This is a genomic window from Bacillus kexueae (assembly GCF_022809095.1).
GTDB lineage: Bacteria > Bacillota > Bacilli > Bacillales > Aeribacillaceae > Bacillus_BZ > Bacillus_BZ kexueae.
On the sequence record NZ_JALAZE010000002.1, the window covers coordinates 109,098 to 123,483 of the forward strand.

Consider the following 14,386-nt stretch of genomic DNA (forward strand, 5'->3'; position numbering starts at 1 on the left):
GAGCATTCTTTGTGAATCGATTGATCGTATTAGCAAAGAACGGTTTTTGCCGTTATCGAATTAAGGTGAGAAACCTATTATATGGTTTCTAAGTAGGGTGGTACCGCGTTTATCCACGTCCCTTCAGTTTAGAAGGGGCGTTTTTTATTTGTATTGCGTAGAATGCGTTAAATATTAGAAAGGAGATTGTTCAATGAATATGTTATTGGAAGATTTAAAGTTCCGTGGACTAATTAATCAAATGACAGATGAAGAAGGGCTAGAAAAATTATTATCAGAGGAAAAGATTAAACTGTATTGTGGATACGATCCAACTGCTGATAGTCTTCATATCGGTCACTTATTACCGATTTTAATGTTAAAACGATTCCAAGAAGCTGGTCACCATCCGATTGCACTTGTTGGTGGAGGTACCGGGTTAATTGGAGACCCAAGTGGTAAAAAAGCAGAGCGATCTCTTAATGAAAAAGAGGTAGTTCAAGAATGGTCAAACCGTATCAAAGACCAGTTGTCTCGATTTTTAGATTTTGATCGAAAAGAGAATCCTGCTGTCATTGCGAATAACTACGAGTGGATTGGCTCTTTAGATGTCATTTCGTTTTTACGAGACATCGGTAAAAGCTTCGGTATTAACTACATGTTAGCGAAAGAAACTGTTTCGTCACGTATTGAGACAGGAATCTCTTTCACTGAATTTAGCTACATGATTTTACAATCATTTGACTTCTTAAAGCTCTACCAAACGCAAAACTGTAAGCTTCAAATTGGTGGAAGCGATCAGTGGGGAAATATTACAGCAGGATTAGAGTTAATCCGTAAAACAGAAGAAAATGCTAAAGCTTTCGGCCTAACGGTTCCTCTTGTTACAAAAGCGGACGGAACGAAATTTGGTAAAACAGAAGGTGGAGCAATTTGGTTAGATAAAGAAAAAACATCTCCGTATGAATTCTACCAATTCTGGATTAATACAGACGACCGTGATGTTGTAAAATATTTAAAATACTTTACTTTCCTTTCGAAGGAAGAAATTGAAGAGCTTGCAAACCAAGTTGAAACAGCACCAGAAAAACGTGCTGCACAAAAACGACTAGCAGAAGAAGTGACAAAGCTTGTGCACGGTGAAGAAGCTTTACAACAAGCCATTAACATTTCTGAAGCGCTATTTAGTGGAAGTATTGAGAAACTAACAGTAGAAGAAATTAAACAAGGTTTTAAAGATGTTCCTTCATTTGAAGTAACGGAAGAAGAAATCGGTTTAATTGACCTATTAGTTCAAGCGAAAATTTCGCCGTCTAAACGCCAAGCGCGTGAGGATATCTCAAATGGTGCCATCTATATTAATGGAGAGCGAAAGCAAGAGCTGGATTACACATTAACAGCAGAAGATAAGATTGAAGGACAGTTTACTGTCATTCGCCGTGGAAAGAAAAAATATTTCTTAATTAAGCATGTTTAAATAATAAGGTCGGGGCTGTCCAAAGAGTACAGCCCCCCTTTACTTCAATCAACAGATCTTTTCTTTGGTTCGTTCAAAAAAGAGTACAAAAAAATCGTCCCATCTAGTAAATAAGGTTAGTTGACTAAACCGAAATTACAGGATGGACGATTTTTTTATTTTCGACTTGGGCTACTCTTCCTACATTGTACATTTACTGATATTATAGTTTTGGAAATAAATAGTATTATTTGTGGGGGAAATTAAAGATATGCAAGGAAGTAGTGTTAGAACCAAAACTTCTCCTTTTTTAAAAATGTCTTTAGCTATGATAATTTTCGGTTCAATTGGCTTTTTTTCAGTGCAAACAAATTTGCCATCATTTGAGCTTGTGTTTGTTAGATGTGTGTTTGCCACTTTATTTTTAAGCTTATGTTGGTTCGTAACCGGAGAATATAAGAAGGATAGGTGGGAGAGAAAAGAAATCTATCAAGTGTTGATTTGTGGCTTTTTTCTCGTGTTTAATTGGGTATTTCTTTTTAAAGCATTTGAGAATATGTCAGTTACGATTGAGATATCACTTTATCATTTGGCACCCATCTTTGTATTGCTCATCGGTAGCTTTATTTTTAAAGAAAAATTAACGGTAGTTTCCGTAGTTGCGACTATCGTCTGTTTTTTTGGAGCGGTATTTATAGCGGGGACTAATGATTTTCTTCTGTTTAGTCAACTAATGTCATCAGGTATGATATGGGGGTTTTTAGCTGCTCTATTTTATGCGTTTACAACTATAACAGGTAAAGGTATACAGAAAATGAATGCGTACTCGATGACATTTTTGCAGACGTTTTTAGGAATATTTTTTTTGATTCCGTTTATCGATTTCAGCTCTTTTCAAGGGTTAAGCGCTAAGAACTGGGGGTACATTATTGCCACCGGATTTATACATACAGGTATTGTTTATTATTTATTCTTTGATAGTCTGCGAAACCTTTCAACGAGGCTCATATCCATTCTTGTATTTTTAGATCCGACAGTAGCGATATTGTTAGATATAGCTTTTACTGGCTTTCGCCCATCGTTCACGCAAATCATTGGGATATTTCTTATATTCACTGGAATGACTTTAAGCTTTGTGAAACAGAGGAATTATAATCTTGAAGGACAAACAGAGATAAAGGGAATATAAGTTCATTGTTGGATATAAAAAACCCACACGTAACGTGTGGGTTTTTGTCAGAAGCTAGATTAACGAGAGTAGAACTCAACGATTAATGCTTCGTTAATTTCAACAGAAAGCTCAGAACGCTCTGGTAAACGGTTGAATGTACCTTCAAGCTTCTCTGCGTCAAAAGTTAAGTACTCAGGTACGAAGTTGTTTACTTCAATTGCTTCTTTGATGATTGTAAGGTTGCGAGATTTTTCGCGAACAGCAATTGTTTGACCTGGTTGTACTTGGTAAGATGGAATGTCTACGCGGCTTCCATCAACTAAGATGTGTCCGTGGTTTACTAATTGGCGAGCTTGACGACGAGTGCGAGCTAACCCAAGACGGTATACAAGGTTGTCTAAACGAGATTCTAAAAGAATCATGAAGTTTTCACCGTGTTTACCAGTCATTTTACCAGCTCTTACGAACGTGTTACGGAATTGACGCTCGTTTACTCCGTACATATGACGAAGTTTTTGCTTTTCTTGTAATTGTAAACCGTACTCAGAAAGTTTTTTACGCTGACCTGGGCCATGCTGACCTGGAGCGTAAGGACGCTTTTCTAATTCTTTACCTGTACCGCTTAAAGAAATTCCTAAACGGCGAGAAATTTTCCAAGATGGACCTGTATAACGAGCCATGATGACTCCTCCTTTTGTATTTTAATAATGTAAAATACAAACAGTTCGACTCTCACAATCATGCACATTTTGTTTTCATGTATCCTCGCTCTAGCAGCAGAGAGTTACACGATACACCTCTATAGTAAGAGGAACAAAATGAAATCACCATTGCTGAATCGCTAAGCTGCATATTTTACACAAACTCCATTATATGATTTTGAAAAAGTGAAGTCAAGGAGATTATTTGTTTTTTTGAGTGGTATAGGAATAAAGACTTATTTAAGGCATATGTAGAAAATGTTCAACGTAATTTATGGAAGGAGAATTTCACTTCACTATTGAATAAAAAACTATGCTATAATTTCATAAGGTGATAATTAGGTAAATTTTACTGTTTGCAGGTGATTGCATGTCAGAATTATCCATATTAATGCGACTAAAAGGCTTATTGTTTGATTATTTTGCTTCAAACCAAAAGGTGAATGATTTTTATAAATTTGTGGATTTGTTCTTAAAAATTGTACAAAAGGAATTCGACTTAAATCAAATTCATGTGTGGAAACGAGTGTCCGGTGACTTATACATACTACAAAATACAACCGGCCCTCAAATTAACCGTTCGAGTACAATCATACGTTTCGAACGAAAATCACTAGTTATGATGCCGGCTGAAAATAAAGCATATTTGTTTAATGAAAGAGATTCAGAATGCCCTGCTGTTATTGAACTTCAAGGAATCGATCGATTACTTGGACATTCCGATAGATGGTACGAACAGCTCTCACAAATTTGTTTTACTGTTATGGATTATGGTTGGAATCAATACATCCAATATTCTCAAAAACATCGGTTTAAAAATTTATTTTCCGTAACTGAAAAGCTTCACTCCTCAATGGATAAAGAAGAAGTGCTATATAATTTACATGAAATTTTTTCAAGCACGTTTCCAGATTTGTCTTATAACTTCTTATTATCTCATGATTACAATTTACACAAAAGCATTCCTGTGAAAGATTTAGAACAAGAGTTGAATACAAATGAAGAAGCGATGATAGCGTTTTTGTCCGGAAAAGTGCAACGGAAGTATGCTAACGAAAAGAATTATGCGTATTTCCCGATTAGTGGTATGCAAGGAGTATACGGTATTATTCAAATGGTGTCGGAAGACCACTTCCTATTAAATGATAGCGACTATATGTTCATCGAACTAGCTTCTAAAGCTGGCGGAAAAGCGTTAGAAAATGCGAAATTGTATGAACAATCAAAACGGTTGATAAACGACTTGCAATTAATTAATGATACGAGTCAGAAAATTAATAAAGATTTACGAATTTCGGATACGATGGAATACATGATTAGTCAAATGATTCAATCATTTTCAGCTGATGAGGCTGCTTTTATTTATTTAAATGATGAAGGAGATGTATCTTTACTTCCAGGTAGTACGCCATTTTTCGAAGACCGTGCTTCCAAAATGTATATACAGTTTGTGTTGAAGCGGATTGTGAATGAACGAGAAGGATTGTTTATCGGAAACCTCATGAATTATGTGAAAAAATGCAAGTTTCAGTCTCTGATGGCAGTTCCAATGATTGAGAGTGAGAATGTTAAAGGCTTTGCTATTGTTCTTCGGAAGGAAAGCTATGCCTTTACATTCGATATGTATAAGCTGATGCAATCGTTGATTTATCATTCGACTTTAGCCTTTATAAATTCAATGCTGCGAGAAGAGCTGGAAAATCTAGTCATTACAGATCAACTAACTAAGTTATATTCAAGAAAATATTTAGATGAATCCATTCAAACGTCAATGAAAAGAGATTCTAGAGGTGTATTCATTTTAGTAGATATTGATAATTTCAAACGCATAAATGATTCATATGGTCATCAAGTCGGAGATGAGGTCATTTGTCAAGTGGCCAGAATTATTAAAACGAATATACGAGAAGGAGATATTGGAGCAAGGTGGGGAGGAGAAGAGCTTGCAGTTTATCTTCCGAAAGCAGACTTTGATGCTGGGTTACTTGTTGCCAATCGACTCGTTTCTTCCGTAAAAAAACAGACAAATCCGAATGCTACAATTTCGTGTGGTGTTTCATATTGGGACGTTCAAAAAGAAGATACCGCTAAGCAGCTATTTAAACGAGCGGATGCGGCCTTGTACTTAGCGAAAAATAATGGGAAAAACCGCGTGTATACAGAAGCGGATTTATCTCAGTCATCATAATTTAGAATGAATTTTGAGTTAAAACAGCTTAAAAGGTTGTTTCAGACCATTTTCTATCTGGAACAACTCCAAAAGCTGTTTTTTTATATTTTTAGAATAGAAAACGCTTTCAAAATCTTCTATCTTTTCATAAAATAAAATCGAAAGGAGAGGGGATTTTTGTGGGAAAACATCGAAAAAAAGATACTGAAATGATACACGGAATGAAAAAAGAGGAAGATGCTTATCGGAGTTTAACGCCACCAATCTATCAAACGTCAACGTTTGTTTTTGATTCGGCCGAACAAGGTCAAAATCGTTTCAGCGGTGACGAGGGTGGTTACATTTACTCTCGACTTTCGAACCCAACCGTTCGAGAACTAGAGGAAAGAATAGCTTTAATTGAAGAAGGAGAAGAAGCGCTTGCGTTCAGCTCTGGCATGGGAGCAGTATCAGCTATTTTAACGACTTTAACCAAAACCGGAGATCACATTGTATGTTCAAAAGGTGTATATGGTTGTACGTATGGGTTTTTGAAGATGATGAAAGAAAAGTATAGGGTCGATTTTTCATTTCATAATTTGTCCAATCAAGAGATGATAGAGGAGGCAATTCAGCCTAATACATCTTGTATATATGTAGAAACCCCTATAAACCCAACAATGGAAATCATTGATTTAGAATTGGTTGTAAAAGTGGCAAAATCGCATGGTATTCCTGTCGTTGTCGATAATACATTTAGCTCACCATATCTTCAAAATCCACTTTCTGTCGGATGTGATGTCGTTATTCATAGTGCGACTAAATATATCGGTGGTCATGGTGATGTTATTGCAGGAATCGCCGTTGGAAATAAAAAATTGATGAATCTCGTTGCGATGACAGCAAGAAAGGACATCGGTGCTAGTCTTTCCCCTTTTGATGCTTGGTTACTATTACGGGGAATTAAAACATTGGCGATACGAATGGATCGGCACTCTGAGCATGCATTAAAAATTGCAGAAATGCTCGAACGCCACCCAGCTGTTGAGGAGGTCTATTATCCATTTTTGCCGTCGCATCCCCAATATGAATTAGCGAAAAAGCAAATGAGAAAAGGTGGAGGTCTCATCACTTTTAAGTTAAAAGGTGCTGATAAGGAAGAAACACAGAAATTTATGAATCGGTTAAAACTAATTCAAATTGCTGTCAGCCTTGGAGATGCTGAATCGCTAATACAACATCCAGCAACAATGACACATGCTGTTGTCGATGAAGAAGAAAGAATAAAGATGGGAATTACAGATAACATGGTTCGCTTGTCAGTCGGTCTTGAAGCATGGGAAGATATTTGGAATGATTTAGATCAGGCTTTACAATAAAGAAAAGTGGAGCTGAAGCTGGACAGATTTTCATTTCGATTGAGTCTTCAACCGAAATAAAATTAAGAATGAGGCTGTACCTTTTAGGCAGCCTCGGTTCCTCATTTTATTGTTACAGAAAGTTTAAGTTCAATAAAGTGTTAAAGTATTCTCTTTACCGTTTTTTGGGTGTCTAGCTCCAATCGCAATCAGCTCGGGTCGCTTCGGCCCTGCTGTGGCGACGAAAGCCTCCTCGCAGGTCCTCCAGCGCCCTTCGCCTAAGGACTTGCGCTTTGTGCTTTTTCTGTGAAAATAAAAATTACCTATGAGCTGAATGAGCAATCATGATAGGTAGATGGTAGAAAGAAAAAACCCCGGGGAGAATAAATTTTCATGTCCGGGGTGTGAGTGTAAAATCATGTATGTTTCTTATAAAAATTCTATTAGAGCTTGAACGAATTGCTCTAAATATTCCTGGTCTGTTTCATCAAATCGATTGAGAATTGGGCTGTCGATATCTAAAACGCCGATTAATTGGTTGTTTTTAATAATCGGAACGACGATTTCAGATTGAGAGGCTGCATCACAAGCGATATGTCCTGGGAATTCATGAACATTTGCTACGCGTTCTGTTTTCATTTTTTCTGCTGCTGTTCCACAAACGCCCTTTCCAAGTGGAATGCGCACGCATGCAGGTAGCCCTTGGAATGGACCGAGGACTAATTCTTCTTTCTCCACATCATTTAGATAAAACCCAACCCAATTAATGTTTTCAAGAAATTGATTTAAAAGGGCTGAAGCGTTTGCTAAATTAGCTGTCTGATTAGTTTCTCCATGCAGTAATGCCTTTAATTGTTTAATGACGAGATTGTAATTTTCTTCCTTCGTACCAGTGTAACTTTCTACATGAAACATCGTATCTCCTCACATTTCTACAAAATTTTCTAATTGTATAACGGATAATGTCGACAAATTTATAAAGGTGTTTTATGAAGGAATATGGAAGTAAAACATATACCTTCATGCGAAAGGAGTGAAAAAGTTGTCTAGTAACTCCAGTCTAACGAAAGAGAAAATTATCGACGCCGCTATTGCCTTGTTTAATACAAAAGGTTATTCAGGTACTTCTGTCCGTGAAATCTCCCAAAAAGCCAATGTGAATGTTGCTCATATTTCATACTACTTTAACAGCAAAGGTGGCTTATTAGAATTTTTAGTTTCGCAATTTTATGAAGGTTATTTAGCCAGAATTGATTTAGATAATTGGCAACAAACTCCATCAAGTGCAAAAGAAATATTAAATCAAATGATTTGGGATATTCTACTATATCAACATAAAAATCGTCAACTAACCCGATTTGTTTACAGAGAAATAACGCTTGATACCGTTCTGATCCGAGAAGTGATGACGACATATTTAGCAAAAGAAAAGTATTTATTCCGGAATATATTAGAACGAGGGAAAACGGAAGGAGAGTTCCTTCCTGTCGCATTTCCTCATATGTTTGTACAGTTAAAAGGCATGCTTATGATGCCGTTTTTGCAAGGGCAATATTTGTCAGAGGTTCTTCACCTACAAGTTCATGATGAATACTTTCTGAAACAGTACTATCACGATATCAAAAATTGGTTAGATCATTTTCTGTATAAACAAACAGTGGAAAAAGTTGCGTTATAAAAGTGACGACACGTGATGATAATCGATTCCAACATCCTTCCCGGTATGGGCATCTGATCCATATACGAGAGGGATGTTTTCCTTTTTTGCCATTTCAATAATAGAAATAGGCGGGTATGTCTCCTTGCAATTCTCTTTACGCAAACCAGCAACATTAACATCCAACTCGATATGATTTCGTTTTATCGCTTGAAAAATCGTATTGTAAGGTACTTCGTAGGATGCAGGCTGAGGGAATAATCTTTGGAATTTATTTATTAGTGTTAAATGACCGAGCCTCTTCGGTTTATATTTGCCGAGGTTTGTCGTAATGGCTTTTAAAATCGTTTCATAATATAAGTGGTACACTGCATCAAGGCTTCCTACGTGAACAATTAAATCTTCAAACATCTTAGGTGAAAAATCTAAACAAAAATATTTGTCCTCCGATTTTAAAAAATGGACAGATAAAATACTGTCGTCTAAATTAGGACCGTATGTGTCTAGAAATTTTTTCGTTTCATTCTCATACCCTTCAATATAATCGACTTCAAGCCCTATTTGGATTTTGATTTTATGAGCATACATTTTCTTTAGCTCACTAAGTTCCTTGAAGTAGGTTTCGAGCATACTTATTGGCATTGCGCTATCCTTCAACGGTGTTGGATCTATAAAATTATGTGGTAATGGAGCATGTTCTGTAAAAGTGATAGAAGTGAAACCTTTGCTGATGGCTTGTTCGATATAATCCACTAACGAATCGTTAGAACCATGTGGACAAAAAGGGCTGTGTATGTGTCCGTCACGTTTTTCCATTTGCCTAGTCCTCCTTTTGTAAGGTCTTGTTATCGCTAAAAAATGATTGTGATTTTATTTGAAAAAATTAAAAATTTTGGTCAAAAATTGTCGTTTACATGGTATCATAAAAGCATTGATAATATCATCATTTTCCCCTATCTTCTTTAAAAAGTGCTAAAATGAAAAGGGGATTTTTATATAAGTTTAAACTCTCATTCCAGCGGGTTAAAAACAATTTCTAATCGGTCTGGAGTGAATTTAATGACAAGTTTTTTCGACTTTTGTCGATGTTTATTATATGTGATTGGTCCAATCAATGAGAGACCATTTTTAATTCCCTAGAATGGTGAACAGAGCAAGGGGGCTCATTATGGAAGTTGTAATCGGCTTAATTTTACTTTTATTTCTTACTTTTGGAACAGGGTATTATTTCAGAAGGAATATATATCGAGAAGTGGATCGATTAGAAAGATGGAAAATTGATATTATGAACAAGTCCATAATGGATGAATTTTCAAAAGTGAAAGAACTAAAAATGACAGGCCAGACGGAAGAATTCTTTGAGAAATGGAGAAAAGAGTGGGATGATATTATAACTTCCCAGCTTCCGGAAGTCGAAGAACTTCTCTTTGATGCAGAAGAATTCGCGGATAAATACCGTTTTAAGAAGTCCAAAAACACTCTTTTACATATCGAGTCGATTTTGAAGGAGACGGAGTCTCAAATTGACCGGATTATTAAAGAAATTAACGATTTAGTTACTTCAGAGGAAAAGAACAGCGAAGAAAGTGAAGAAGTAAAGAAGCTATTCAAAAGCTTAAAAAAGGTATTAATTACGCAAAGCCATACGTTTGGAGCTGCTCAGCAAAAGTTGGAGTCGATTTTGTATGAATGCTCAGAGGGATTAAAACGCTTTGAGCTAGAAACAGAAGCAGGGAATCATTTGTTGGCAAGAGACATTATCATCGAACAAAAAGAAGCGTTGGCTGAACTAAAAGAGAAGATGGAATTTATACCGAAATACTTAACGGATTGCCAGTCGATTTTACCACAACAAATCCAGGAACTACGCAATGGCTATGAAGAGATGCTAGAGCAGGGTTACGTCTTGTCTCATATCGATATGGAAAAAGAAATTTCTTCTATGAATCAGTCGCTAGATAACTTAAAATCGCAGCTGATTGATGGGGAATTAGATGGTGTTCATCAAGGGTTAGAAGAAATCAATGAAATGGTAGAGGCTCTGTATGATTTACTAGAAAAAGAAGTGTATGCCTCACATTTCGTCAAATCCGAGATTGGTTCTTATGGTGAGAAACTAAACCAACTCATGGATGAAAAGAACGAAACACATGAAGAAACAGCAGTTGTTAAACAAAGCTATACTCTATCGGATGCTGAGATTGAAAACATGAGAAAAATCGAAAAGAAAATCCAGCAGTTACAAAAGCAATATGATCAAATGTGTATTCAATTAGAAGAGTCACATGTCGCTCATAGTGTTATTAAAGACGAATTAGAGGAATTTAATCGTCAGTTAGAAGAAACGCGAAAGCAGCATGAAGAATTTCGACAAATGCTATATACTCTTCGGAAGGATGAGCTCGAAGCGAGAGATAAAATTGTCGAGTTAAAACGTGCTATGATGGACATTAGACGTTCTATTCAGAAGAGCAATGTCCCTGGACTTCCGATTCGTATACTCGATAAAATGGAGGTCGCTCAACAATCTCTAGTCAATGTAAATCATAAAATTAGCGACGTACCACTTAATATGTCGGCAGTACATGAACAGTTAAATGATGCGGTGTCCGTAATTGAATCGTTAAAGTCGGAAACAGAGGAAATGATCGAACAAGTATACTTAGTAGAAAAAGTTATTCAGTATGGAAATCGATACCGACGACAATATCAAACACTTGCCCAACAATTACAAGAGGCGGAAGAATTGTTCCGAAACTATGAATACGGAAGATCACTTGAACAGGCAGCATCAGCGATTGAAAAGGTAGAGCCAGGAGCAATTGAACGAATTCAAGCAATCATAGAAGAAGAGATGAAATTAAAAAGCTAAAAGGATGCGAAAGAGCATTCTTTTAGCTTTTTTTAATGTTACAGAAAGTTTAAGTTCATTAAAGTGTTAAAGTATTCTCTTTACCATTTTTTTTGGTGTCTAGCTCCAAGCGCCATCAGCTCGGGTTGCTTCAGCCCTGTTGTGGCGACGGAAGCCTCCTCCAGGTCCTCCAGCGCCCTTCGCCTAAGGACTTGCGCTTTGCGCTTTTCTTAATCCCAATACTAAAGGTTAATTCAGTATTTTATCGGTTGTGAAAATAAAAAAACCTTGCCTATGGTTAATTCAGGCAAGGTCAATCAAAAAGTTAGTTATTGTTTGCCTCTTCAAGTTGTGAAGAAGGATGAGGCGTTTTAATGCTTGAGATAATGAAGCCGACAACTGCACCGATAATAGCTGGTACGAGCCAACCTACTCCTAAATCGAATAAAGGCAAGAAGCCAAATAGGTTGTTTAAAGTATCTACAAATAAGTTAGCTGTTTTTAAGCCATCAACAATGCTTACAACTCCTGTGAAAATTAAACTATATCCATACACTTCAGCACGACCTTTAAAGAGGTTGTGAAGGAAAGAAAGAGCAATTAATACAATCGCAAGTGGATAAATAGCTACTAAAACTGGAATTGAGAAACGAATGAGTTCAGTTAATCCAACGTTAGCGATAATGGCACTAAAGATTGTAATGATTAAAACAGATGTCTTATAAGAAATCGGTAAAACTTTTTCGAAAAATTGAGAACAAGATGAAACGAGCCCGACGCTTGTAGTCAAACAAGCAAAAGTAATGGCTAACCCTAATACGACATTTCCAAAATAACCGTATAAATAATTAGCAGAGCCAGATAAAATCGCCCCACCGTTCTCAGCCATTCCAATTGCATCAATGCTCGTAGCACCTAAATAACCTAATGATACGTAAACGAGTGCTAGTCCTAATGCAGCAATTACACCTGCTTGAATTGAAACTTTCGCAATTTCTGAGCGATCGGTAACACCTTTGTCTTTAATGGCATTAATGACAACGATACCAAATACGAGGGCAGCGATTGTATCCATCGTTAAGTATCCTTCTAAAAATCCTTTAAAGAAGGCACCTTCTACATAATCTCCTTGTGGGGCGTGGGCAACACCCATTGGGTCAATGAAAGCCTTAATTAAAAGCATAGCCAAAATAATAATGAGCATTGGTGTCAATAATTTACCGATTCGGTCTACAAGCTTGCTTGGATTTAAAGATAGCCAATACGTTACACCGAAGAACACAATGGTATAGATGAATAAAGCGACACCATATTTACCAACAGATTCCGGTAAGAATGGTAGGACACCAATTTCGTAAGCAACTGTTCCTGTTCTTGGGATTCCAAAGAACGGACCAAGTGCTAAATACATGACAAATGTAAAAATGATGCTAAATACAGGATTGACGCGATTCGCTAAACCTTGCAAATCATTACCTGACTTTCCAATTGCGACAACCCCTAAAAGTGGTAATCCAACACCAGTAATTAAAAATCCTAAAATGGCTGGCCATAAATGCTCACCAGCTTGTTGACCTAATGCAGGTGGGAAGATTAAGTTCCCAGCTCCTAAAAAGAGAGCAAAAAGCATCAAGCCAATGACTAGAACCTCTTTTATCGAAAGTGTTTTACTATTCATGATTATCCTCCTAAAGAATTAAAAATATGGAATAGTCTGAAAAGAGCCTCATTGAATCCGCTTACATCCTACCATAGTTAACAAGAAATTTGTCGAAAAAAATAAAAGTTCTAATTTTAACTATTTTCAGAATCAACAAAGTTTTCCTCTTAGTCGTGATATCTTTCTCATTCTTCTATCTTATGTTAATATAATTGATTGCATAGTATACAAACTACTTGAAGGAGCCTGCCACATGCTTTATTTGGATAATAGTGCAACGACAAAGCCATATGAAGAAGTGATTGAAACATATAATCAAGTAGCACTTAAATTTTTTGGAAATCCATCATCCATTCATACTTTAGGTGTCCAAGCGGAGCAATTGTTAACGAAAGCGAGAAAACAAGTGGCTTCATTATTGGGAGCCCAAGAAGGAGAAATTATTTTCACTTCAGGAGCTACTGAGGGAAATAATATGGCCATTAAGGGAGCTGCTTTCGCGTTAAAACATAAAGGAAATCACATCATTACATCGGCAATAGAGCATCCATCTGTAAGTGAAACTGTAAAACAGTTGGAGGAACATTTTGGGTTTGACGTGACGATTATTTCTGTTGACGAAAACGGATTTATCAACCCGGATGATGTTGAAAAAGCAATTCGTCAAGATACGATACTTGTTTCGTGTATGCATGTGAACAATGAAACTGGAGCTATTCAACCTATCGAAGAGATTGGAAAAAGGATGAAAAAATATCGCCATATATACTTTCACGTTGATCACGTTCAAGGTGTTTGTAAAGTACCGTTAGATTTGAAAAAGGCAAATGTTGATTTGTGTACAATTTCTGGTCATAAGTTTCACGCCTTAAATGGTACAGGTGTATTATTTGTTCGTGAAAATCGCTCAATCCTTCCATTATTTTCTGGTGGAAGCCAAGAAAAGACTTTCCGACCAGGTACGGAGCACTTAGCAGGTGCTGTATCATTAGCTAAAGGATTGCGATTAGCCATGCAACATTATGTGCAAAATAAGGAACAAATGGAAAATACAAAAAGGTATTTGATTGAGCAACTCAAGTCAATTGAGGGTGTGACAATTAACAGTCCTGATCAAAATGTAGCACCTCATATTGTGAACTTTTCTGTTCCAGGAATTAAAGCAGAAGTACTCGTGCACATGCTAGAAGAAGAAGAAATTTATGTTTCCACTACATCTGCATGCTCATCACGTGTGAGCTCTGTTAGTAAAACGTTGTTGGCAATGGGGAAATCTCAGGCGGTTGCCGAAAGCTCTATTCGTGTGAGTTTAACAGATGAGCACAATGAAACACATATGGATGAATTTGTAGTCAAACTTAAAGCTAATATTAAAAAATTAAAAAACGTTATGGGGTTATAAAA

11 protein-coding genes and 1 other annotated feature (1 of these 12 running past the window's edge) are annotated in these 14,386 nt (G+C 36.6%); of the genes, 7 read left to right on the plus strand and 4 right to left on the minus strand.

What is annotated here, in order from left to right:
* Positions 1 to 126, plus strand: a binding site (T-box leader) (it extends 99 nt beyond the left edge of the window).
* Between the two features lie 67 nt (positions 127 to 193).
* Both tyrS and ML543_RS04840 read left to right on the plus strand, forming a co-directional pair.
* The gene (gene tyrS / locus ML543_RS04835) at positions 194 to 1,456 is read left to right on the plus strand and encodes a tyrosine--tRNA ligase (protein WP_243386033.1); all 1,263 of its coding nucleotides are present in this window, start codon (positions 194 to 196) and stop codon (positions 1,454 to 1,456) included.
* A 250-nt stretch (positions 1,457 to 1,706) separates the two neighbouring features.
* The gene (locus ML543_RS04840) at positions 1,707 to 2,624 is read left to right on the plus strand and encodes a DMT family transporter (RefSeq protein WP_243386516.1); all 918 of its coding nucleotides are present in this window, start codon (positions 1,707 to 1,709) and stop codon (positions 2,622 to 2,624) included.
* Positions 2,625 to 2,683: 59 nt separating this feature from the next.
* Here the strand turns inward: ML543_RS04840 and rpsD are convergent, their stop codons facing one another.
* Entirely contained in the window at positions 2,684 to 3,286 is a 603-nt protein-coding gene (rpsD, locus tag ML543_RS04845; RefSeq protein ID WP_243386034.1) for a 30S ribosomal protein S4, read from the minus strand.
* 391 nt (positions 3,287 to 3,677) lie between these two features.
* On the opposite strand from rpsD, the gene ML543_RS04850 reads away from it, so the two are divergent.
* Both ML543_RS04850 and megL read left to right on the plus strand, forming a co-directional pair.
* Complete coding sequence (locus ML543_RS04850; protein ID WP_243386035.1) at positions 3,678 to 5,495, plus strand: sensor domain-containing diguanylate cyclase; 1,818 nt, start codon at positions 3,678 to 3,680, stop codon at positions 5,493 to 5,495.
* 161 nt (positions 5,496 to 5,656) lie between these two features.
* A complete protein-coding gene (gene megL, locus ML543_RS04855; RefSeq protein ID WP_341482341.1) occupies positions 5,657 to 6,835 on the plus strand; it encodes a methionine gamma-lyase in 1,179 nt (392 codons plus the stop codon).
* Between the two features lie 408 nt (positions 6,836 to 7,243).
* Here the strand turns inward: megL and ML543_RS04860 are convergent, their stop codons facing one another.
* Positions 7,244 to 7,729, minus strand: a complete 486-nt coding sequence (locus ML543_RS04860; RefSeq protein WP_243386036.1) for a GAF domain-containing protein — start codon at positions 7,727 to 7,729, stop codon at positions 7,244 to 7,246.
* A gap of 127 nt (positions 7,730 to 7,856) precedes the next feature.
* Between ML543_RS04860 and refZ the strand changes: the two genes are divergently transcribed.
* Positions 7,857 to 8,492, plus strand: coding sequence for a forespore capture DNA-binding protein RefZ (gene refZ / locus ML543_RS04865; protein ID WP_243386037.1), 636 nt, complete (start codon positions 7,857 to 7,859; stop codon positions 8,490 to 8,492).
* Here the strand turns inward: refZ and hisJ are convergent.
* A complete protein-coding gene (gene hisJ / locus ML543_RS04870; protein WP_243386038.1) occupies positions 8,487 to 9,287 on the minus strand; it encodes a histidinol-phosphatase HisJ in 801 nt (266 codons plus the stop codon). The genes refZ and hisJ overlap by 6 nt on opposite strands.
* A 352-nt stretch (positions 9,288 to 9,639) precedes the next feature.
* Here hisJ and ezrA point away from each other — a divergent pair, with 352 nt between their 5' ends.
* The gene (gene ezrA, locus ML543_RS04875) at positions 9,640 to 11,343 is read left to right on the plus strand and encodes a septation ring formation regulator EzrA (protein ID WP_243386039.1); all 1,704 of its coding nucleotides are present in this window, start codon (positions 9,640 to 9,642) and stop codon (positions 11,341 to 11,343) included.
* Positions 11,344 to 11,647: 304 nt separating this feature from the next.
* Here ezrA and brnQ read toward each other — a convergent pair whose 3' ends face one another.
* A complete protein-coding gene (gene brnQ / locus ML543_RS04880; protein ID WP_243386040.1) occupies positions 11,648 to 13,000 on the minus strand; it encodes a branched-chain amino acid transport system II carrier protein in 1,353 nt (450 codons plus the stop codon).
* Between the two features lie 235 nt (positions 13,001 to 13,235).
* Here brnQ and ML543_RS04885 point away from each other — a divergent pair, with 235 nt between their 5' ends.
* Positions 13,236 to 14,384: a cysteine desulfurase family protein gene (locus tag ML543_RS04885; RefSeq protein ID WP_243386041.1), complete on the plus strand. Its 1,149-nt coding sequence runs from the start codon at positions 13,236 to 13,238 to the stop codon at positions 14,382 to 14,384.
* Positions 14,385 to 14,386: the final 2 nt, after the last annotated feature.

Coding starts and splice junctions, on each gene's coding strand:
- tyrS (WP_243386033.1), top strand. CDS start 194: ATGAATATGTTATTGGAAGATTTAAAGTTCCGTGGACTAATTAATCAA.
- ML543_RS04840 (WP_243386516.1), top strand. CDS start 1,707: ATGCAAGGAAGTAGTGTTAGAACCAAAACTTCTCCTTTTTTAAAAATG.
- rpsD (WP_243386034.1), bottom strand. CDS start 3,286: ATGGCTCGTTATACAGGTCCATCTTGGAAAATTTCTCGCCGTTTAGGA.
- ML543_RS04850 (WP_243386035.1), top strand. CDS start 3,678: ATGTCAGAATTATCCATATTAATGCGACTAAAAGGCTTATTGTTTGAT.
- ML543_RS04860 (WP_243386036.1), bottom strand. CDS start 7,729: ATGTTTCATGTAGAAAGTTACACTGGTACGAAGGAAGAAAATTACAAT.
- hisJ (WP_243386038.1), bottom strand. CDS start 9,287: ATGGAAAAACGTGACGGACACATACACAGCCCTTTTTGTCCACATGGT.
- ezrA (WP_243386039.1), top strand. CDS start 9,640: ATGGAAGTTGTAATCGGCTTAATTTTACTTTTATTTCTTACTTTTGGA.
- brnQ (WP_243386040.1), bottom strand. CDS start 13,000: ATGAATAGTAAAACACTTTCGATAAAAGAGGTTCTAGTCATTGGCTTG.
- ML543_RS04885 (WP_243386041.1), top strand. CDS start 13,236: ATGCTTTATTTGGATAATAGTGCAACGACAAAGCCATATGAAGAAGTG.